Annotated in this window: 22 protein-coding genes and 1 other annotated feature (1 of these 23 cut by a window edge); of the genes, 17 read left to right on the top strand and 5 right to left on the bottom strand. The window is 30.6% G+C overall.

What is annotated here, in order from left to right:
• Positions 1–56: 56 nt before the first annotated feature.
• From B5E48_RS01540 to B5E48_RS01510, 7 genes are all read left to right on the top strand, one after another.
• Complete coding sequence (locus B5E48_RS01540; protein WP_087303838.1) at positions 57–761, top strand: Asp23/Gls24 family envelope stress response protein; 705 nt, start codon at positions 57–59, stop codon at positions 759–761.
• A 42-nt stretch (positions 762–803) separates the two neighbouring features.
• Positions 804–2150, top strand: coding sequence for a 23S rRNA (uracil(1939)-C(5))-methyltransferase RlmD (rlmD, locus tag B5E48_RS01535; RefSeq protein WP_087297550.1), 1347 nt, complete (start codon positions 804–806; stop codon positions 2148–2150).
• A 292-nt stretch (positions 2151–2442) separates the two neighbouring features.
• Positions 2443–3843, top strand: coding sequence for a TrkH family potassium uptake protein (locus tag B5E48_RS01530; RefSeq protein WP_087245535.1), 1401 nt, complete (start codon positions 2443–2445; stop codon positions 3841–3843).
• A gap of 5 nt (positions 3844–3848) precedes the next feature.
• Positions 3849–4514, top strand: a complete 666-nt coding sequence (locus B5E48_RS01525; RefSeq protein ID WP_087245533.1) for a potassium channel family protein — start codon at positions 3849–3851, stop codon at positions 4512–4514.
• A gap of 17 nt (positions 4515–4531) precedes the next feature.
• Positions 4532–5104 (top strand): TetR family transcriptional regulator, encoded by a 573-nt coding sequence (locus B5E48_RS01520; protein ID WP_158097241.1) that lies wholly within the window; start codon positions 4532–4534, stop codon positions 5102–5104.
• Positions 5105–5210: 106 nt separating this feature from the next.
• On the top strand, positions 5211–6032 hold the full coding sequence (locus B5E48_RS01515) for an MBL fold metallo-hydrolase (protein ID WP_087303836.1): 822 nt from the start codon (positions 5211–5213) through the stop codon (positions 6030–6032).
• Entirely contained in the window at positions 6032–6607 is a 576-nt protein-coding gene (locus B5E48_RS01510) for a histidine phosphatase family protein (protein WP_087303835.1), read from the top strand. The genes B5E48_RS01515 and B5E48_RS01510 overlap by 1 nt, the downstream gene beginning before the upstream one ends.
• A 103-nt stretch (positions 6608–6710) precedes the next feature.
• Here B5E48_RS01510 and B5E48_RS01505 read toward each other — a convergent pair whose 3' ends face one another.
• Positions 6711–7400 (bottom strand): YoaK family protein, encoded by a 690-nt coding sequence (locus B5E48_RS01505; RefSeq protein WP_087303834.1) that lies wholly within the window; start codon positions 7398–7400, stop codon positions 6711–6713.
• Positions 7401–7549: 149 nt separating this feature from the next.
• Between B5E48_RS01505 and B5E48_RS01500 the strand changes: the two genes are divergently transcribed.
• A complete protein-coding gene (locus B5E48_RS01500; protein WP_087297546.1) occupies positions 7550–7822 on the top strand; it encodes a hypothetical protein in 273 nt (90 codons plus the stop codon).
• A gap of 56 nt (positions 7823–7878) precedes the next feature.
• Here B5E48_RS01500 and B5E48_RS01495 read toward each other — a convergent pair whose 3' ends face one another.
• Positions 7879–8283 carry a MerR family transcriptional regulator gene (locus B5E48_RS01495; RefSeq protein WP_087297545.1) on the bottom strand — a complete coding sequence of 135 codons (405 nt, stop codon included), beginning with the start codon at positions 8281–8283 and terminating at the stop codon, positions 7879–7881.
• Between the two features lie 214 nt (positions 8284–8497).
• Here B5E48_RS01495 and B5E48_RS01490 point away from each other — a divergent pair, with 214 nt between their 5' ends.
• Positions 8498–9379 carry a LysR family transcriptional regulator gene (locus B5E48_RS01490; protein WP_087303833.1) on the top strand — a complete coding sequence of 294 codons (882 nt, stop codon included), beginning with the start codon at positions 8498–8500 and terminating at the stop codon, positions 9377–9379.
• Positions 9380–9480: 101 nt separating this feature from the next.
• The gene (locus B5E48_RS01485) at positions 9481–10227 is read left to right on the top strand and encodes a carboxymuconolactone decarboxylase family protein (RefSeq protein ID WP_087303832.1); all 747 of its coding nucleotides are present in this window, start codon (positions 9481–9483) and stop codon (positions 10225–10227) included.
• 15 nt (positions 10228–10242) lie between these two features.
• Here B5E48_RS01485 and B5E48_RS01480 read toward each other — a convergent pair whose 3' ends face one another.
• Entirely contained in the window at positions 10243–11556 is a 1314-nt protein-coding gene (locus B5E48_RS01480; protein ID WP_087303831.1) for a replication-associated recombination protein A, read from the bottom strand.
• Between the two features lie 119 nt (positions 11557–11675).
• On the opposite strand from B5E48_RS01480, the gene B5E48_RS01475 reads away from it, so the two are divergent.
• The 4 genes from B5E48_RS01475 to B5E48_RS01460 are packed head-to-tail and all read left to right on the top strand — an operon-like array spanning position 11676 to position 15863.
• Positions 11676–12509 carry a DUF5685 family protein gene (locus tag B5E48_RS01475; protein ID WP_087303830.1) on the top strand — a complete coding sequence of 278 codons (834 nt, stop codon included), beginning with the start codon at positions 11676–11678 and terminating at the stop codon, positions 12507–12509.
• Positions 12510–13112: a J domain-containing protein gene (locus B5E48_RS01470; RefSeq protein WP_087303829.1), complete on the top strand. Its 603-nt coding sequence runs from the start codon at positions 12510–12512 to the stop codon at positions 13110–13112.
• A gap of 13 nt (positions 13113–13125) precedes the next feature.
• Positions 13126–14889 (top strand): molecular chaperone DnaK, encoded by a 1764-nt coding sequence (dnaK, locus tag B5E48_RS01465; RefSeq protein WP_087303828.1) that lies wholly within the window; start codon positions 13126–13128, stop codon positions 14887–14889.
• 44 nt (positions 14890–14933) lie between these two features.
• Positions 14934–15863, top strand: a complete 930-nt coding sequence (locus B5E48_RS01460; RefSeq protein ID WP_087303827.1) for a GNAT family N-acetyltransferase — start codon at positions 14934–14936, stop codon at positions 15861–15863.
• Between the two features lie 74 nt (positions 15864–15937).
• On the opposite strand, the gene B5E48_RS01455 is transcribed toward B5E48_RS01460, so the two are convergent.
• Positions 15938–16534, bottom strand: a complete 597-nt coding sequence (locus B5E48_RS01455) for a LexA family protein (RefSeq protein WP_087245870.1) — start codon at positions 16532–16534, stop codon at positions 15938–15940.
• Between the two features lie 138 nt (positions 16535–16672).
• Here B5E48_RS01455 and B5E48_RS01450 point away from each other — a divergent pair, with 138 nt between their 5' ends.
• Together B5E48_RS01450 and B5E48_RS01445 are read left to right on the top strand one after the other, a co-directional pair.
• Positions 16673–17578 carry a Y-family DNA polymerase gene (locus B5E48_RS01450; RefSeq protein WP_087303826.1) on the top strand — a complete coding sequence of 302 codons (906 nt, stop codon included), beginning with the start codon at positions 16673–16675 and terminating at the stop codon, positions 17576–17578.
• Between the two features lie 34 nt (positions 17579–17612).
• Positions 17613–17879, top strand: a complete 267-nt coding sequence (locus B5E48_RS01445; protein WP_087245866.1) for a hypothetical protein — start codon at positions 17613–17615, stop codon at positions 17877–17879.
• Between the two features lie 132 nt (positions 17880–18011).
• Here B5E48_RS01445 and B5E48_RS01440 read toward each other — a convergent pair whose 3' ends face one another.
• Positions 18012–19364 carry an MATE family efflux transporter gene (locus B5E48_RS01440; RefSeq protein ID WP_241146902.1) on the bottom strand — a complete coding sequence of 451 codons (1353 nt, stop codon included), beginning with the start codon at positions 19362–19364 and terminating at the stop codon, positions 18012–18014.
• Positions 19365–19579: 215 nt separating this feature from the next.
• On the opposite strand from B5E48_RS01440, the gene B5E48_RS01435 reads away from it, so the two are divergent.
• Positions 19580–20326, top strand: a complete 747-nt coding sequence (locus tag B5E48_RS01435) for a prepilin peptidase (RefSeq protein ID WP_158095628.1) — start codon at positions 19580–19582, stop codon at positions 20324–20326.
• A 77-nt stretch (positions 20327–20403) separates the two neighbouring features.
• Positions 20404–20421 (top strand) — a binding site (T-box leader); it runs 219 nt beyond the window's last position.

Here is a 20421-nt window from a genome sequence, read left to right as displayed (position 1 = left end):
GTTCTATACATTGTTCATGAATTTTGGTACAATAGAGAAAAAGTAGGTGAAAAATAATGGCAAAAAAATTTCATTTTGATGATGAAGACGATATTCAGGATGAATACCAACCTTCATCATATCTTGATGATTTAGAAAACAAAAGAGAAAATGTGCCTTATACTGCAATAGATGAAGAAGATGACGAGGAAGAGGAGCCAATGAAGAAAAAGAAAAAAGGTTTTGTTATGAAATGGTGGCACTATCTGCTCATTTTATTTGGTGCTTTAGCTGTTGCTTTTATTATTTATATCGTAGTTTTATCATTTAATAATGGTCCTGTCTACGGAGATCGCTGTGAAGGTATGGTGAGTATTTCTAAAGATGCCAGAGATTCAACTGTGTCAACTATGGAAGAAAAATATGATGAAATTGAATCAATGACACTTTCAACTGAATGTCGTCAATTAAAATTAGATATTACTTTTAAAGCAGGTATAAGCACTAAAGAAGCACAAAATATTGCAGAAGAAACAGTTCAAACTTTGGATGGTATTGTGGGAAGAGAAAAAGAAGATGGCCAAAAATATAGTGATTTATTTGGTACAATTGATGGTGTGACACAATATGAAGTCAATGTTTTCATGACATCTTCTGATAGTGAAGATTTTCCGATTTATGGAACAAAAAATATTCAAAATGATGAGTTTTCCTATACTTTAGCTTCTGTAAGAGATGAAGAAAGTGCAAAGAAAGCTCAAGAAACTTTAACGGATGAATAAAACGAGCTAAGCTCGTTTTTTTATAGGAGGACATATATTATTATGCAAAAGAATGAATATATTGAGGCAAAATGTATTGATTACACTCATGATGGGATGGGAATTGTCAAATATGAAGGAATGCCAATTTTTGTGAAAAATATGCTTGTTGATGAAATTGGAAAAATCAAGATTATTAAAGTTTTGAAAAAATATGCCATTGGAAGGCTTATTGAATTGAGTGATTCCAGTCCACTTCGTCAAGAAGCAAGATGTCCGATATTTAAACAATGTGGTGGCTGCCATTTACAGCATTTAAATCAATTGGCACAACAACAGTTGAAAACCAAGAGGGTTGCAGATACATTACTTAAAATTGGTCATTGTCAAGTGCCAGTTGAACCATGCCTCATGATGGAAAATCCCTGGTTTTATCGTAATAAAGTTCAAGTTCCTGTAGGAATGCATCAAAACCATCTCGTAACTGGATTTTATAAGCAGCATAGTAATGATATTGTGGCGATGGATCAATGTTATATTCAAAATGAGTTATCTAATCAGATCATCCCTTTTACAAGACAATTGTTGGAAGAAGTAGGTGAAAAGGCTTATGATAAAGTCACACATCAGGGAAATATTAAGCATATTCTTGTCAAATATGGTTATCATACGAATCAGGCTATGCTTGTTTTCATTACATATCAACGTTCTATTCGTCAAAAAGACTATTTAATACAAGCTCTTAAAAAGCAATTTCCACAGTTAAAAACAATCATTCAAAATTATAATCCTCGCCATGATAATGTGATTTTAGGTGATGATGTTATGATTTTAGATGGTGATGGATATATAGAAGATCAGTTATTAGGAAACACATATCGTATTTCTTTGAAATCTTTTTATCAGATCAACCCATTACAGGTGGAAGTCCTATATCAAAAAGCTATTGAATATGCCAATTTACAACCAACTGATGAAGTGATAGATGCTTATTGTGGGATTGGAACAATATCTTTATCATTAGCTCAATATGTTCATAAGGTTTATGGTGTTGAAATTGTTGAACAGGCAATTATTGATGCTAAAGAAAATGCAAAAAGAAATCATATTGATAATGTTGAATTTTATTGTCAGGATGCTGGTGAATTTATGGTTGATTTTGCGACAAAGCATAAACAAATTGATGCTGTGATTGTCGATCCACCTAGAAAAGGATGTTCTCAATTATTTTTGAATCAGCTATTGTTATTATCTCCTGATAAAATTGTATATATTTCATGTGATGTGGCAACTCAGGCAAGAGATATTGATATCTTGCAACAACATGGATACCATGCTGTGAAATGTCAGCCTGTTGATATGTTTCCACAAAGCTTTCATATCGAAAATATTGTGCTTCTTACAAAATAAGATAAAACCTATTGTTTTGGTTGACAAAAAAGTTAACTGTGTTACAATGGAGGTCGAATAAGTGGTGGAGTCTGTCATAAAGCTAATACGCTTTATTTATTCGAGAGTTTTACTTTATATGTGTAAAATAAAATATCTTGACAGATTCTTTTAGGAATCTGTTTTTTTATAAACAGATTTGAAGGGAGTTGTCATATAGGAAAAGATATGTGTTGAAATAGATTATTTTATAATTGTTTTATAAAAATATATGATATTTTATATCAAATGTTAATATTTATGGAGGAGAAAGATGGAAACGGTTGATTTTCATAAATCAAAGAAAAAGAAAGTCTTTTCACCTATGCGACGTATTGCTTTTAGCTTTTTTATGGTAATACTGGTAGGTTCTTTGTTATTGGCTTGTCCATTTTCAAATCAAGGAGCAGTTGCTCCATACATTGATCATTTGTTTATTGCAACATCAGCGACTTGTGTAACTGGCTTGGTGCCAGTTGTTGTCGCTGATCAATATACACTCATTGGACAACTTATTATTATTTTGCTTATTCAAATTGGTGGATTGGGATTCTTGACCTTATTGAATATGTTTATTTATGCTTTAAGGAAAAGGTTAACATATACAAATAAAATTATTATGCAGGAAGCATTAAATCAGAATTCTATGGCTGCCATTGGCGTTTATATTAAAAGAGTTATTAAATATACAGCTTTTTTTGAAATTGTTGGCGCATTATTATTATGTATTGTTTTTGTTCCTGAATTTGGTCTTGTGAAAGGAATTTATTATGGATTCTGGCATTCAATTTCAGCTTTCTGTAATGCTGGTTTTGATATTCTTGGTCCTAATTCTTTGATTCCTTATCAAACAAATGTTCTAATGAACTTGACGATTGCTGGTTTGATTATTGCTGGAGGTTTGGGATTTGTTGTTTGGATTGATTTAAGAATGTCTTGGCGTCACTATAAAGAAAATTTTAAATTTTTTAGGATAAAGACATTTTTCTCATCATTATCTCTTCATACAAAAATTGTTCTTTTAGCAACAGTCTCATTATTGCTAGGGGGAACATTAGTCATTTTATTCCTTGAATATAATAATCCAGGAACATTAGGACCATTGCCATGGGGTGATAAAATTTTAGCAAGTTTCTTCCAGTCTACGACAACGAGAACTGCTGGATTTGCTTCTGTTGATATGGCCTCTTTACATGATTCGACAAAATTATTTATGTCTATTCTCATGTTTATTGGTGGTTCACCAGCAGGAACAGCTGGGGGAATTAAAACAGCTACTTTAGTCATTGCATTAATGTATTTACATTCTTTACAGAATGGTTATGAAGTTGTCACAATGTTTAAACGTCGTATTGATGATCAGGTTGTGAAACGTTCATTGACTATTGCTATATTAAGTTTCTTTGTTTGTTCGTTGGGATTATTTATATTGTCGATGAATGAAGGTGCAGATTTTATTGATTTAATCTTTGAAGTCTTCTCAGCATTTGGAACAGTTGGTTTATCTGCATCACTCACACCAACTTTGACTGTCATAGGAAAAATAGTTATTATTATATTAATGTATATTGGACGTATTGGGCCAATGACAATGGTATTAGTCTTTGCAAAGAAATATAAACAAAAGAAAGGAAAGGACATCGTTTATCCAGTTGGTGATGTTCTGATAGGATAGGGAAAATGAAAAGTAAACAAGTTGTAGTATTAGGGTTAGGTGTTTTTGGTTCAACAATTACCAAAACATTATCACAGTATGGTTGTGAGGTTGTAGCAGTAGATAAATGTCCTGAGTGTGTACAAAGAGTTTCAGAATTTGCTACAAAGGCAGTTATTGGAGATATTACTGATAAAGATTTTTTGATTGATTTAGGAATCGAAGAATTTGATGTTGGTATTGTTGCTATTGGTAATCATTTAGAAGAAAGTCTTTTAGGTGTTTTGAATTTAAAAGAAATTGGTATTCCATATATTATCGCAAAAGCTAAGAATAAAAGATTTAAATCTATCTTAGAAAAAATTGGTGCTGATCGTATTATTCGTCCTGAAAAAGAAATGGGAGAAAGACTCGCACGAACATTGCTTAGAAAGAACATAACTGATTTGGTTGAACTTGATGAAAATTATAGCTTAGTGGAAATGAAAGTACCACAGGCATGGGTTGGACATACGTTATCTTCTTTAGATTTAAGAAAAAAATATGGAATCAATATTTTAGGACAACGTGATATGGAAACACAGAAAATTGAACTTTATGTTAATCCGGAACATGTCTTACGTGTAAATGATCATTTCTTAATGGTCGCTGAAACTGAAAAAATTGAAAGATTTGATTATTTAATTGTTTAATGTTGGCAGGTGAATATATGTCTATTGATGTAAAAAGAATATTAGGAACAGCTTTGTTAGAATTGAGTCAAAAAAAGCCTTTAGAATCTTTGACAGTATCGCAAATTTTAAAAGAAACAGGTGTCAGCAGACAAACATTTTATAATCATTTTAAAGATAAGAATGATTTGATCTGCTATGTTTATGATACATTTATTGTTCCTGATTTTCATGATCAGAATATGAATATCGATTTTCATGATTCACTATTAGTGACTTTTGAAAATATAAAAAAATATCACTGGTTTATGAAACAGGCGTGTCAAATGGAAGGGCAGAACTGTTTAAAGGATTATATTGTTGATCATTGTCAAGCTTTTGATTTAAAGTGGCATCAGGAGCTTTATGGCAAAGAACCTATGCCAGATGCTTTAAGGTTTGCAACAATCTATCATGCTCATGCATCTAGTAGTATGACATTATCTTGGATCCTTTCTGATATGCCAGTTCCATGTGAAGATATTGTTCAAATGATTGTTGAGATGCGAGGACTAGGAATGGATAAATTATTTCAAGATAGTGACAATTCTATTCATCCTTATCAGAAATAGACAAATTCATAGAAATGTCCATTTTTAGACAAAACAAAAAATATATAAATAGAAATCTCCTTCTTTTTATACTAAAATAAAAGTATAAAAGAAAGGAGATTTTTTGATGAGAAATATAGTTAAGAATAATAAAGGGCAGGCGGTTGCTCCTGATTCCATCCCTATAACAAAGGAAGCCTTTTATAGTGACCAGGAAACACGTATTTATTGGCTAGGTGGTGCAGGCATTATGATACACAGTTATCAGACAAATGTTATGATTGACCCAGTATTAGAAGGATTTGATATTCCTTTGTTGTATGAAGTGCCTATTTTATCACAGGATGTTCCACAATTAGATGGTATATTGATTACTCATATAGATAATGATCATTTTTCTCGACCTACTTGCCGTCATGTACAAAATGTTTGTCAAAAATATTATGCTCCTAATTATGTTGCAGATGTTATGAATGAAGAAGGATTTCAAACTGAAAAGCATGATATTGGTGATGTTTTTCAAGTACAGGATTTATCTGTTCAATTAACACGAGCACAACATAACTGGCAAAATGGTTCGAAAAAATGGCAATATCGTTATTGGGAAGAGAAAGATTATTGTGGTTATTGGTTAAAAACGCCTGATGGAACAATTTGGTTACCTGGTGATTCACGTTTATTAGATGAACATTTGCATATGCCTGAACCAGATGTTATATTATTTGATTTTGCTGATAATGATTGGCATATTACTTTGGATGGAGCAATTCAATTGGCTAATACATACCCTCAAGCTCATTTGATTTGTATACATTGGGGTAGTGTTGATGCTCCAGATATGACACCATTTAATGGTAATCCTGAAGATTTATACCAAAGAGTCATCAATCCTGATAGAATACATGTGTTGGCTCCAGGTGAAGCATTTGTTTTAAAGGGTGAATATTAATGAAAACATTATACCTCATGCGTCATGGTGAAACCTTGTTTAATGTTCTTCATAAGATTCAAGGATGGTGTGATTCTCCATTGACATCAAAAGGAATTCAACAAGCCCTTTTAGCAAAAAAATGGTTTGAGGAACATCAGATTCATTTTGATCATGCTTATAGTTCAACAAGTGAAAGATGTTGTGATACATTAGAATTAATAACGTCCATGCCATATCAGCGATGTAAAGGACTTAAAGAAAATAATTATGGCTTACTAGAAGGAGAACATGATTATTTGGCAGAAAATGATCCTCAAAAATGTGAAACCTATTATTTGCAATTTGGTGGTGAATCTAATCATACTTTAAAAGAGAGAATGGTTGATACATTAACTGCCATCATGGAAAAAGAAGATCATCATTCTGTTTTGGCAGTAAGTCATGGTGGCGCCTGTTTTAATTTTTTAAGAGCATGGCAAGATCCAACAGAAGAATTAAAAAAAGGATTTGGAAATTGTTGTATTTTTGTATATGAATATGGCAATCATCAATTTTATTTAAAAAATGTGATTAGACAAGACGATAAGTCATAAGAACTCTATGATGAATTTAAGTTGAGTTCACAATAAAAAATATATATTGAGATTTCATTGAATATAGGTAATAGTGCTAGATATGAAAAAAGATGATTTGGTGTCAAATCATCTTTTCTATATGTGGAATTGGATAAGCATATTTTTCAATATATATTAAATATCCTAAATTAATGGAAACAGGAATCATTAAAAACCAAATGGCTGCTAAAGAAAAAATGGACCATAGAAGATACGACAAAGCAACACCACAATGAAAACATAATAAAGTGCCACCAAAAAAACAACCTTTTTTGAGTTTTTCTTGTTTGATTGTGGTGTCCTGTATTAAAAAATATTCTGTCAATGATACAACAGTCTGTTTGATATTATTGGTTGAAAAAATAGTAGAACTTGTATATCCCATAGCGCCTTTGAAAATACACCATTGAAATGCTGTAACAAAAAAACAAGGATACAAAGCAATGATTGGCGGTATGTCTTCAGGAATAAATCCCAATATAACAATACATATCATTTCAAGATATAAAACAAGGTGTTTAAGATTCCATTGAGATTTATATGTTAAAACGGTGGCAATCATTATTGCTAGAATATATATAAGAAGGGCACCTATTCGCATTAAAGATTCCACATAATTAGCTCCAAATATATTTTTGATCAGTTCAATTAAATTAGCAGTTTGTGCAGATCCAAAAATATTCATTCTAGCAAAAATAGCATATCCACCTAAGAAACCACCTATCATAGCCATCAAAAAATGAAGAATAGCATCTTGATGATCTTTTTTCATTGATAACACTCCCTTAAATGCTTTTTTATTATATCACTCGACATCTATTTGACAATATATATTGATAAAAAATAAAAAAAATTTAAGTTTTTTATTGTTGAAAGGGCTTTTATTTTATATAATAGAAATATGAAAAGAGGCGAGGTTAGGTGTATTATATTTCACCATATGCTTTATATAAACTCGTAAAGCAATTGTTTCATGATGTCAATGATGTTAATGATATGACATTATATGCTTATCGTGAAAACAAATGTTGGAAAATTGGTTTTTCTAATGAGTATATTGATCAAATTCCTGATGATTCTATAAATATCAGTTATGAATTTAAAGATGGATTTTTAAAAAATAGTCCACAGCAGGCAACTGAGGAAATTATGAAAAGTTTAAGGCGTTATGAACAAGATCGTATATCTATATAAAAGCATAAGGAAAGCTGGTAAATGAAATGTTATCAGCTTTTTTATGTGAAAAAACATCATAGTGATTTGTTTTCATCACTATGATGTTTATTTTGATTATAAGTTTTGAGCGCTTTTTGATAATATTCACATTTATAATCAATTAAATCAAGTTGTTTTTGTAAATCTTGCATTTGTTTTTCAACAGTTTTTTTACGTTCTACAAACAATTCATAACGTTGTTGTAAAGAAATATCGCCTTGTTTGACTAATTCGATGAAATGCTTTATTTCTTTGATAGACATACCCGTGTTTTTAAAGCATTCAATAATTTCAAGCATACGAATATCATCCTCTTTAAAAATACGATAACCGGAATCTTTACGTTCAATATAAGGAAGCAACCCTTCTTTATCATAATATCTTAAAGTGGAAACAGGTAAATTCATGATTTTAGAAACATCACTGATAGAATAATTCATATGTTTTCATCTCCTTGTTTTTTATCATAATGGTTTTGAGTATAAAATGCAATATATCTTTATAACATAAGAAAGTATGAAATGATTTTTTGATACTTTTTCCTGTGTTATAAAGCCTATAAAGTCAATTGAAATCATTTGCGTAGTTATCAATCAAAAGAAAAGGTATAAAAAAGTTATTTTTTTTAGTACAATAGTAAAAAGGGGGCTTATCATGGAAATTAGAATATTGAGATATTTTTTAACAGTTGCAAGAGAAGAAAATATTACACGTGCAGCAGCAGTATTGCATATTACACAACCGACTTTATCAAGACAGCTTATACAATTAGAAGAAGAATTGAATACGCAATTATTAATTAGGGGGAAAAATAAGGTTACCTTAACAGATGCAGGTATGTTGTTAAGAAGAAGAGCAGAAGAAATTATTGATTTAGCTGATAAAACTGAAAAGGAATTTTTAGCGGCTGATGAATTAATAGCAGGGGAGATTTTTGTTGGTGCAGGAGAAATTAATGCTATGCATCAGTTAGGAGAATTTATGATGGATTTTCATTGTCGCTTTCCGCATATTCAATATCATTTGTATAGTGGCAATGCTGATGATGTTAAACAGAAAATTGATCAGGGATTTTTAGATATAGGGTTACTTACAGAACCAGTTGATATTGAAAAATATGATTTTGTACGTTTAAAATATAAAGAAGCATGGGGTATTATTGCACCTTTAAATAGCGAAATCGCTAAAAAAGAGTATGTAACACCTGAAGACATAAAAAAATTACCACTCCTTATAGGACATCGTTTAATTGTCCAAAATGAACTGGCACATTGGATGGGATTGGATATTAGTGATTTAAATATTGTTGCGACTTATGACTTGATATATAATGCTGCTATTTTAGTAGAGAAAGGGTTAGGATATGCGTTGTGTCTAGACAAAATTGTATATATGTCAAATCAATCATTGGTTCGTTTTGTTCCTTTAAAACCAGCCTATGAAACTGGAGCGGTTATTGTATGGAAAAAACATCAAGTTTTTTCGGCTACAGCGACGCGTTTTATTCAAGAACTTTATACATATTTTCATAAATAAATATTTCATGCTTAAAAAGTATGGCTACAAATACATAATAAGTATTAGACAGGTTATTTTTAAAGTTTTAAAATAAAATTATCAAGGAGGAAAATTTATTTATGAGAGATATTGAAAAAGCAAAAGAATTATATCAGTCATTGCATAAAAATCATTTTTGTCCTCATGACTTAGCATACGAGGAAATGATGATTCATTATATTTATGGTGATGTTTATCAGCATGGTAATCTTGATTTACGTCTTAGAGAATTGATTTTAATTGTTGTTAATACAACGAATATGACTTTAGAATCTTTAAAAGAACATGTTTATGCAGCTTTAAAGGCTAATGTGACTCCAGTTGAAATGAAAGAAGCCATTTACCAATGTACTCCATATATTGGTGTAGGCAAAGTGAAAGAAGCTCTTGATGCTGTTCATGATGTTTTTGTTGAAAATCAAATTGAATTACCTTTGGAAGATCAATCAACAGTAGAAGAAGAAACAAGATTCCAGGCTGGATTTGATGTTCAAAGTGAAGCGTTTGGTCGTGAGAATATTCAAGCTAATCATGATCATGCACCTCAAGAATTAAAACATATTCAAGATTATTTATCTGCACATTGTTTTGGAGATTTTTATACACGTCAGGGGCTTGATTTAAAAATAAGAGAAATGTTAACTTTTGTTATGTTGGCAACTTTAGGTGGCTGTGAAAATCAGTTGCGTGCTCATACTATGGCTAATATACAAGTTGGAAATAGTAGAGACATGTTGATTGATGTGATTACACAATGTCAACCTTATATTGGTTTTCCAAGAACTTTAAATGCTATCAATATTATTAATGAAGTTACACAAAAATAAAAGGCCATTGACCTTTTATTTTTGATGTTTACGTTTCCATTGTTGAATTTGTTGAAGTCGCAGTGCGACTTTTTTTTCATTTCCTTGATTTGTTGGATGATAATATTCTCTGTCTTGAAGTGATTCAGGTAAGCAAGTCATAGTTGTCAGTTTATCTTGAAAATCATGTGCATATTGATAACCTTTACCATAATTTAAATCTTTCATTAAACGGGTAGGAGCATTGCGTAAATGTAAGGGAACTGGTTTGGCGATTGTCTTTAATGCATCCTTTTTAGCAGCTTCATAAGCGACATATAAAGCGTTAGATTTAACTGATAAAGATAAATAAGTGACAACATGAGTAAGATGGACACTGCATTCAGGCATTCCAATAAAATGACAAGCCTGATATCCTGCAATGGCAATTTCTAATGCTCTACTATCAGCCATACCAATATCTTCACTTGCAAATCTAACAAGTCGTCGTGCAATATATAAAGGGTCTTCACCAGCTTCCAGCATTCTGGCTAACCAGTAAATAGCAGCATTGACATCACTATTACGCATTGATTTGTGTAATGCAGAAATCAAATTATAATGCTCTTCACCATTTTTATCATATAATAATGATTTTTGACTTGTCATTTGTTCGATAATTTGAGGAGTAATAGTGATGTGATCATGATCACGAGGAGCATTATAAAAAGCCATTTCTAATGTGTTAAGAGCAACTCTAGCATCTCCATTTGCAAAATGAGCGATCATTGATAAACTGGAAGAATCAATATCAACATGAAAGTGACCAAAACCTCTAGGATCTTCAATAGCATGATGCAAAAGTTCCATAATATCTTCAACATTTAAAGCATTTAAGACAAAAACTTTACAACGTGATAATAATGCTGAATTGATTTCAAATGAAGGATTTTCAGTTGTTGCACCAATGAGAGTAATACTTCCTTGTTCTACATATGGTAAAAAAGCATCCTGTTGTGCTTTATTGAAACGATGAATTTCATCGATAAAAACAATGGTTTTAATTCCTTGAAGATGTGTCTCCATGGCATCTTGCATGACTTTTTTTATTTCTCTAATACCACTATTGACAGCACTAAAATCAATGAAATGTGCTTTTGTGGTTTGAGCTATAATTTTTGCCAGAGTCGTTTTTCCAACGCCTGGAGGACCCCAGAATATCATAGAAGGAATCTGATCATTTTGTATAAATTGCCATAACACTTTACCTTTACCAACAAGATGTTTTTGTCCTACATATTGGTCCAATGTCAGAGGTCTTAAACGATTGGCCAAAGGTTCTAAAACAGGCTGTTCTTTTGAGATTTTCATACCATTCACCAGCTTTCTTTTTTATTTTAACATTTTTAAAATAAAGTTTCTATAAGTTCATGTTTCGTTCATATCTTCACACTATACTAATCATGATTTATTATGATAAGGAGATTATGATGTTTGGATATATAGTAATCAATAAACCAGAAATGAAATTTAAAGATTTTGATATCTATCAGTCATATTATTGTGGGCTATGTCGAACTATAAATGATAATTATGGTTTAAAGGGACGTGTGGCTTTAAATTATGATATGACATTTTTAGCTATTTTATTATCTGGTTTATATGAACCACACAATCAATCAAGCTATCGTAGATGCTTTTTACATCCACTGAAAAAGCATCTGGAAATACAAAATGAATATGTTGAATATGCTGCTAAAATGACAATTGCTTTAACATATCTTAAATGTGATGATGATTGGATTGATGATCAAAAGATGTCAAAACAGGTCTATAAGAAAATTTTGAATCATAGTTATCAATCTATAAAAAAAGAATTTCCACAAAAGATAGATATGATTGAAAAACAATTGGACAAGATTCATGAGTATGAAAAAATGGAAGATGTTCGTATTGATGATATTTCCGGATGTTTTGGAAAAGTCATGGCTGAAATTTGCTGTTTTCAAGATGATCTCTGGCAAGATTATTTGAGGGAATTTGGATTTTTTTTAGGTAAATATATTTATTTACTAGATGCCTATGATGATATTGAAAAAGATCTAAAAGACAATAACTATAATCCATTTATTTCTCATTTTCATGATGAACATTTTGAAGAGAGATGCCATGATTTATTAGAAATGATGATTTCAAGAGCTGCCGAAGCTTTTGAATATCTTCCAATAGAGGAAAATGTTGAAATTTTAAGGAATATCATATATAGTGGTGTTTGGAGTCAATATGAATTACGTTATCAAAAAAGAATGGAGGATAAGAAGTAAATGGACCCATATCAAGTATTAGGAATTTCTCCAAATGCATCAGATGATGAAGTCAAACATGCTTATCGAACATTAAGTAAAAAATATCATCCTGATGCTAATATTAATAGTGAACATCAGGCTGAATATACTGAAAAGTTTAAACAGGTACAAAATGCATATAAAACGATCATGGATAATCGAAAAAAAGGATTTACGAATCAAACATATGGTCAAAGTTCACAGTCGACTTATCAATATCAGGGTAATGATCAGGCGGCTTTTCAAGATGTTGCGGCATTTATTCAAGCTGGTCGTTATCAGGATGCTCTTCATATTTTGGAACAGCTTCGTAATCGTTCATCAATATGGTTTTATTACAGTGCTTTAGCTATGAATGGTATAGGAAATAATGCAACAGCATTAGAATATGCACAAACAGCAGCGCAAATGGAACCTGGTAATTTACAATATATTTTCTTGGTTCAGCAATTGCAGGCTGGAAGTGGTCAATATCGTCAGACACAGCAAACTTATACGTCACCATATGCTAATATGGCTAATTGCTGTTATTCGTTATTGATGTTTAATATTTTTATGAGTTGTTGTTGTAGATGTTATTAAAGGAGAATGATTTATGAGTAAGATTATTGGTATTGATTTAGGAACAACAAATAGTTGTATGTCTTTTATTGAAAATGGAAAAACAACCATTATTCCTAATAGTGAAGGAGCGAAAACAACACCAAGCGTTGTAGCATTCACACGTGATGGACAAAGACTTGTAGGGGAAAGTGCTAAGCGACAGGCTGTTACAAATCCAATGGGGACAATTTCATCTATTAAACGTGAAATGGGAACTGATTATAAAAAGAAAATTGGCAATCGTGAGTATACACCCCAGGAAATTTCTGCCATGATTTTACAGAAATTAAAAATAGATGCTGAAAATTATTTAGGAGAAGAAGTCAAACAGGCTGTTATTACAGTACCTGCTTATTTTAATGATGCCCAACGTCAAGCTACAAAAGATGCTGGAAGAATTGCTGGATTGGAAGTTATGCGTATTATTAATGAACCAACTGCAGCAGCATTGGCATATGGTTTAGAAAATAGTTATGGGCAAAAAATGATGGTTTTTGACTTGGGTGGAGGAACTTTTGATGTTTCTATTATTGAAATTGGTAATGGAGTGATTGAAGTACTATCAACATCAGGAGATAATCATCTAGGTGGTGATGATTTTAATGAATTATTAGCACAACATATTTTAACTGAATTTGAGAAAAGCTCAGGGATTTCATTGAGAAATGATTTAATGGCTATGCAACGTATCAAAGAAGCTGCTGAAAAAGCAAAAATCGAATTATCTTCAATGACTTCTACTGTTGTATCTTTACCATTTATTACAACGACATCTGCAGGACCACAAAATTTAGAAATGACAATCACAAGAGATTTATTTAATCGTATTACTAGAGAATTAGTTGAAAGAACAATTCTCCCAATGCAAAATGCGTTAAATGATGCACGTTTATTACCTGCTGAATTGAATAAGATTATTCTTGTAGGTGGGTCTTCACGTATTCCAGCAGTTCAAGATAAAATCAAGGAAGTTACTGGAATTACACCAAGTAAATCATTAAATCCTGATGAATGTGTCGCTATGGGAGCAGGAATTCAAGGTGGTAAATTATCTGGTGATGTGACTGCAATGGGAAATTATGATGTCTTATTATTAGATGTGACACCATTGACATTATCTATTGAAACAGTAGGGGGAGTTGCAACTCCATTAATTGATCGAAATACACCAATTCCAACAAGTCATAGTCAAATTTTTACAACATCATCTAATTTCCAGACACAAGTTGAAATTAATGTTTTACAAGGGGAAAGACCTTTAGCTAAAGATAATAAAAGTTTAGGTAAATTTAAACTTAAAAAGATTAAGCGTGCAATGCGTGGAATTCCACAAATTGAAGTCACTTTTGATATTGATGTTAATGGTATCGTAAGTGTTTCTGCAAAAGATTTGGCTAGTGGAAATATGCAAAGTATTACTATTGAAAATGGTTCTCATATGTCTGATGAAGATATTGAAAGAGCTATTCATGAAGCTAAACAATTTGAACAGCAGGATGCTAAAACAAAAGAAAGACTTGTTTTTAAAAATGATTTAGAAACATTAATGTCAAGAGTAGAAGCCAGTTTAGCAAAACATCATAAAGAAATAGATAAAACTGTAAGGACACAAATTAAAAATGAATTGAATCAATTAAAGAAATTAACAAAAAAAGTACAGTTTGAAACATGCCCAGATGCACAATTTCAGGAAATTAAAGAAGCAAAACAAAGATTGGAAGATAGTGCAGCATTCTTGCTTTCTATGGGTGAATAAAGACATTGATCAAACATTAATGTCTTTTTTTATAAAAAGTATATATGGAAATAAGATTAGCCAAAGAGCAAGATTTAATAAAACTTGCTGAAATTGAAAGAATTTGTTTTCCTGCTCAAGAAGCTGCAACTAAACAACAATTTCAACAAAGATTTCTTGCTTTTCCTGATTGTTTTTTAGTAGCCGTTATAGAAGGACAGATTGTTGGATTTATCAATGGGGCAATGATTTCAACACGTTTTTTAATTGATCAATATTATGAAGATACATCCTTACATGATTTCAATCATCCATATCAAAGTATATTTGGTTTAGCTGTTTTACCAACTTTTCAACATCGTGGGATTGCTCAAAAATTAATGAATGCTTTTATTGATCTGGCTCTTATAAGAGGTAAAAAAGGCTTGGTACTGACTTGTAAAAAAGAGTTAATAGATTTTTATAAACAATTTGGTTATAGTTGCTTGGGAGTTTCTCAATCTATCCATGGTGGAGTGACATGGTATGATATGTTTTTAGAACTTGAAAGTCATGAAATGTGTTTTATTCCCATGCAATATTATCATTTAAATAAGTGTTCAATATTATTTCAGCAATGTTTTATGCAAGAACCATGGAATGAAACGTGGACTTATGAGCAGTCTTATCAGCGATTGAAAGAAATGCTACTTTCACCATATGCTTTGGGATATGTTCTATATCGAGATAATGAGTTGATAGGTATGATACTAGGGCGTCAAATGACTTATTTAGAAAAGAAAGAGCTATGGATTGATGAAGTCTGCATTTTACCAGAATTGCATGGACAACATTTAGGAAGTTATCTATTACAACAAACAAAAAAAGAGTGTATCAAATTGCATATAGAGAGAATGGTTTTACAGACAATTCGTGGTTTTTTAAGTGAAGGATTTTATAGTAAAAATAATTTTGTTGAAGAAAAGCATTTGATTTGTATGTCTTGTGATATATAAAAAATCTCATAAATGGAGTGAACCCTTAAAGTTAGATTAGCTTTAGAGTTCAAAACATGAATGAGATTTTTTGTTTAAAAATAAGTTTTTGTATAAACGACTTTACCAATGATACGAACAGGAAGTTGTTCAACTTCTTCATTAGAAAAATATCTATTTTCAACAAGTGGGTTTGTGGCTTCCAAAATAAGCATATCTGGTTTTTTGATAATACGCTTCACTGTTACTTCTTCACCACCAATCATGACAACTGCAATATCACCTGTTGAGGCATAGGAACATTGTTTAATAAGGGCTAAATCTCCATCCATTATTCCTGATCCAGTCATGGAATCACCTTGAATCTGCAAAAAATAATCTCCCTTATAAAAATCTTCTTCTGTGACTTCTTCTTCACCCATATAGTTATTTTCTCCATACATATCATATCCGGCTTTTGCATAACCTAAAATAGGACGCTTTAAATGAATGGACTTTCCTTTGATAACGGGTTCAATATCATAACCAAGGAGTTCATTTAATCTTTTTAATGTTTCATCTTGAATTCTTTTGACATCTCCTGAAATCCAACGACTGACAGTAGATTTCGTGACTCCTAGTTTTTGAGCAATTTCATCATTTGTAAGTTGATGCCTATATTTATAATCCTTAATAATGTCTTTGAGTTCCATAGTCAACCTCCTATATGCATATTATAGTATAAAATACATCTAAAATAAAGAAAAAATCAAAAATAATAAAATAAGTTGCATAAAAATGTTGAAATATGCAACAAGGTCATATATAATAATTGACGAGGAGTGAGAAATATGTGGAAAACTTTAATTGGATATATTTGTTTTGAAGAATGCATAGATCAAATAGAGAAAAAGAGAAATTTCATTATAAAAAAGAGATTGATTCATCAAGAACTCATCAACAAACAAAGAAACATGGATGAATATTGTTTCTATAAAGAGCAAATAAAAAATATTTTATATGAATATTGTAATGATGTCTTTGAAGAAGAAAGAAATGATATATTTTTTGATTTAACAAAATCTCAATATATATTTGGTATGGATTCTATCAAACTTATGAAATGTATTCAGCAAAGAATAGCAGATGAACTTTGTATTTCAATACATATAGGATTCAGTTTTCATCAAGAATTTGCCAAATGGATTTATATGCACAGTTATGAATCATATAGAATTTTAAGTTTTTATCAGGCAGTAAAAATATTTGGGAAGAATATATGCTCTCAAAAAAGAGATGAAATGTCTCAAATACATAGAACAGTTCATACCCTTCCTCAATCATTCGGTCAAGATAATCAAGATACTTTTTTAAATGCCAGAGAAGCTTTAATAATAGCACAAAATCTAAGCTTCAATTTAGTCAAGCAACTTAAAGAAAAAGACTATGGAATTCGTTGTATTCAAATTCAATTCTATGACATGCAGTTGAATTTTTATAAAAAAGAAGAGAAATTAAGAAATTATACAAATATTCATAGTGAGATTATGTATGTTATTGGAAAATTATTAAATGAATTTTCTTATCAGGGTCAATATTTTGGATTAAGAATAGTGTTATGCGATTTTAAAGATTTTCAGGATGAATCATATATATTACCAAATAAAGTGGATTTACATCATGTTAAAAGAAAAATATTTGGACAGCATAATCATTTGCCATTAAAAAATTGCTCATTGTTTGAAAAAACAGTTTAGTTCTTATGATCATCTCAGTAAGGAGAAGAGAACTATGTGTGATATGGATAATGTTTTAAAAGATATATATTCTTCTGATATTATTTTAAATCAAGATGAAGAAATGATGCTGGAACAGATACATATTCGTTATTTTGATTTAATGGATCAATTTCATGAACGTATTATAAATAGAAAATTAATACTGAGTGAAGAAGAAGTTGAAGAATTAGAAAACTGTGTGAATGAATTTGTTTATGAGTATGGATTTATACAGTTTAAACGAGGTGTTCATTTAGCTGTAGCTATTATACATGGATAATATTATGTATATAAAACTGTTTGTTTTTATAACTTTGTTTTATTTTGAATATCATTGAAAAATGGTAAGAAAAGAATCAAATGTACAACATTATCATATATTAAATTTTTGTAAAAAAAAGGAAATGAATCATTAATTTTCATTTCCTATTTTTATTTTTTTATAAACTTTTTGATATAAAAGAAAAGCAATGAATGAGGCAATCAGCTCTGATAAAGGAAATGTTAACCAGATACCAGTTACGCCAACAAGTGGTAAAAGAATAAGGGATAATGGGATAATGATGATAAATTGTCTTGTGAGTGTAATGATTAAAGACATAGGTCCTTTTCCTAATGATTCAAAAACTCCAGACATAACAATGGCAAATGTAGAACAGATAAAACTTAATGATAAAATACGTAATCCAGTTATTCCAACCATAAGCATATCTTGATTGGCATTAAACATTTGAAGAATTTGAGCTGGGAAAATAAAGAATAGACATGTACCAAATAATAGAATAGTTCCAATAGTAAGAGTTGCCATTTTTAATGTCTGATCCATACGATTTCTTTGATGAGCTCCATAATTATAACTCATAATTGGACGCATTCCTTGTACAACTCCTGTTGTTGGCATATTAACGAATGTTTGCAGTTTATAATAGATACCAAAGAATGCAACGGCAGTTTGAGACACAGGAGCAAGGATACCATTTAATGCTGAAACTAAAACAGAAGGTAAACACATCATAACTCCAGATGGAATAGCTATTGAATATAAGTTTTTAAATGTATGCCAATCAATACGAAAATGACGGAATGAAATATGGATATGTGAATTATAGCGTAAGAATAAATATATTGATAAAAAGCAGGCACTAAATTGTCCAATAATAGTTGCTAGAGCTGCACCACTTACACCTAAAGCAGGTAATCCAAAATATCCAAAGATAAGTATTGGATCTAAAATAATATTAACAATTGCTCCAACCATTTGCATAATCATGGGAATGATCATATTTCCACAAGCCTGAAACATTTTTTCGATGGCTAAGTGAATAAATGTTGAAAATGTAAAAGTAATAACAATAAAACCGTATTCGATTCCATATTGTATGACATCCTGATTTTGAGTAAAAAGAGTTAAAAAAGGTTCTATAAGGAATAATCCAATTCCAACAAAAAGAATGGAATGTAAAAGTGTCATAACAATGCCTTGAGTAGCGACAAATGATGCTTCTTTATCATTATGTGCACCTAAATGTCTTGCGATAATGGCGTTTAAAGCAATACCTACACCACAAGAAAATGCTAATGATAAGTTTTGTAAGGGGTAGATTAACGAAACAGCTGTTAAAGCTTCTTCACCAAGCTGTGCCACAAAAATACTATCAACTATATTGTATAATGATTGAATAAGCATTGAAATCATTGGCGGAAAGGCCATAGACATCAAAAGGGGAAAAATAGGTTTATAAGCCATTGGATTTCTTTTTTCCATAATTTGAGATTCTCCTTTCGTAAAAAAAGCTATAGAATTTTCTATTTATTAATCAGAAATAGAGAAATCTATAGCTTTACAGCACTCCATATTTTATAGAAAAAATAAAAAATGTCAAATATTTTTTGTTGAAAATGAATATATTTTAAGATAGAATAATATCGAAATATGAAACAAAACCAACTATAAAAATATCTATGAAAGGGGACATGAAGATGTTTTTATATGTATGGTTTTTTATTTTGGGTGCTGTTATAGGAAGTTTTTTTCAAGTGTGTAAAGATCGATTGCCACTTGGTTTGGATATTGTAAAAGGAAGAAGTTTTTGTTTTGATTGTTTGCATCCTTTACAATGGTTTGATTTAATACCTATTGTCAGTTATGTGATGTTAAAAGGAAGATGTCGATATTGTCATCACCGCATTTCACTTTTTTATCCTATCTTTGAAATGATGAGTGGTTTTTTGCTTGTCTTACTTGTCTATTATGAATCCCAAGTGATAAAGGCTATTCTTCTTTTTTTATTGATAATGGATTTTATAACCATTTCATTAATAGATAGACAATGGCAAATTATACCTGATGAAATGATTATTTTAGAAATATTTATTGTATTAGGATTAATGCCTTATAGTGATGTTTCATTGTGGGAACGTTTGATAGGTATATTGATTATAAGTATGCCATTATTATTACTCAATTTTTGGATTCCAGATAGTTTTGGTGGCGGGGATATCAAATTATTGATGGTTAATGGCTTTATGTTAGGATATATAAAGATTATACTTGCTTTTACGATAGCGGTTTTATTGGGTGGAATCTATGCATCATATTTACTTTTTTATAAAAAAACACATCGCCATCATCATATCGCATTTGCTGGTTTTCTTTGTGTGGGAATTCTTATTTCTTTGTTTTTTGGAGAATATATTTTATATTTTTACAGCTATTTGTTTATTTAATTAACAAAAAAATAGATATTATTTATTTTTTATCTAAAAATATTGACAATTTAATAAAGGTGTGATAATTTGATATAAACAAACCAATGAGTAGG

The organism is Massilimicrobiota sp. An105, from assembly GCF_002161155.1.
GTDB lineage: Bacteria > Bacillota_I > Bacilli_A > Erysipelotrichales > Coprobacillaceae > Allocoprobacillus > Allocoprobacillus merdigallinarum.
The sequence above is the reverse complement of the archived record's forward strand: the minus strand, read 5'-3'. Positions and strand labels throughout refer to the sequence as shown.

What these genes read in the sequence shown, in the direction of transcription:
- B5E48_RS01515 (WP_087303836.1), top strand. Translation starts at nt 5,211, where the DNA reads ATGAGAAATATAGTTAAGAATAATAAAGGGCAGGCGGTTGCTCCTGAT.
- B5E48_RS01525 (WP_087245533.1), top strand. Translation starts at nt 3,849, where the DNA reads ATGAAAAGTAAACAAGTTGTAGTATTAGGGTTAGGTGTTTTTGGTTCA.
- B5E48_RS01440 (WP_241146902.1), bottom strand. Translation starts at nt 19,364, where the DNA reads ATGGAAAAAAGAAATCCAATGGCTTATAAACCTATTTTTCCCCTTTTG.
- B5E48_RS01460 (WP_087303827.1), top strand. Translation starts at nt 14,934, where the DNA reads ATGGAAATAAGATTAGCCAAAGAGCAAGATTTAATAAAACTTGCTGAA.
- B5E48_RS01450 (WP_087303826.1), top strand. Translation starts at nt 16,673, where the DNA reads ATGTGGAAAACTTTAATTGGATATATTTGTTTTGAAGAATGCATAGAT.
- B5E48_RS01480 (WP_087303831.1), bottom strand. Translation starts at nt 11,556, where the DNA reads ATGAAAATCTCAAAAGAACAGCCTGTTTTAGAACCTTTGGCCAATCGT.
- B5E48_RS01530 (WP_087245535.1), top strand. Translation starts at nt 2,443, where the DNA reads ATGGAAACGGTTGATTTTCATAAATCAAAGAAAAAGAAAGTCTTTTCA.
- B5E48_RS01445 (WP_087245866.1), top strand. Translation starts at nt 17,613, where the DNA reads ATGTGTGATATGGATAATGTTTTAAAAGATATATATTCTTCTGATATT.
- B5E48_RS01435 (WP_158095628.1), top strand. Translation starts at nt 19,580, where the DNA reads ATGTTTTTATATGTATGGTTTTTTATTTTGGGTGCTGTTATAGGAAGT.
- B5E48_RS01455 (WP_087245870.1), bottom strand. Translation starts at nt 16,534, where the DNA reads ATGGAACTCAAAGACATTATTAAGGATTATAAATATAGGCATCAACTT.
- dnaK (WP_087303828.1), top strand. Translation starts at nt 13,126, where the DNA reads ATGAGTAAGATTATTGGTATTGATTTAGGAACAACAAATAGTTGTATG.
- B5E48_RS01510 (WP_087303835.1), top strand. Translation starts at nt 6,032, where the DNA reads ATGAAAACATTATACCTCATGCGTCATGGTGAAACCTTGTTTAATGTT.
- B5E48_RS01495 (WP_087297545.1), bottom strand. Translation starts at nt 8,283, where the DNA reads ATGAATTATTCTATCAGTGATGTTTCTAAAATCATGAATTTACCTGTT.
- rlmD (WP_087297550.1), top strand. Translation starts at nt 804, where the DNA reads ATGCAAAAGAATGAATATATTGAGGCAAAATGTATTGATTACACTCAT.
- B5E48_RS01490 (WP_087303833.1), top strand. Translation starts at nt 8,498, where the DNA reads ATGGAAATTAGAATATTGAGATATTTTTTAACAGTTGCAAGAGAAGAA.
- B5E48_RS01485 (WP_087303832.1), top strand. Translation starts at nt 9,481, where the DNA reads ATGAGAGATATTGAAAAAGCAAAAGAATTATATCAGTCATTGCATAAA.
- B5E48_RS01505 (WP_087303834.1), bottom strand. Translation starts at nt 7,400, where the DNA reads ATGAAAAAAGATCATCAAGATGCTATTCTTCATTTTTTGATGGCTATG.
- B5E48_RS01540 (WP_087303838.1), top strand. Translation starts at nt 57, where the DNA reads ATGGCAAAAAAATTTCATTTTGATGATGAAGACGATATTCAGGATGAA.
- B5E48_RS01470 (WP_087303829.1), top strand. Translation starts at nt 12,510, where the DNA reads ATGGACCCATATCAAGTATTAGGAATTTCTCCAAATGCATCAGATGAT.
- B5E48_RS01475 (WP_087303830.1), top strand. Translation starts at nt 11,676, where the DNA reads ATGTTTGGATATATAGTAATCAATAAACCAGAAATGAAATTTAAAGAT.
- B5E48_RS01520 (WP_158097241.1), top strand. Translation starts at nt 4,532, where the DNA reads ATGTCTATTGATGTAAAAAGAATATTAGGAACAGCTTTGTTAGAATTG.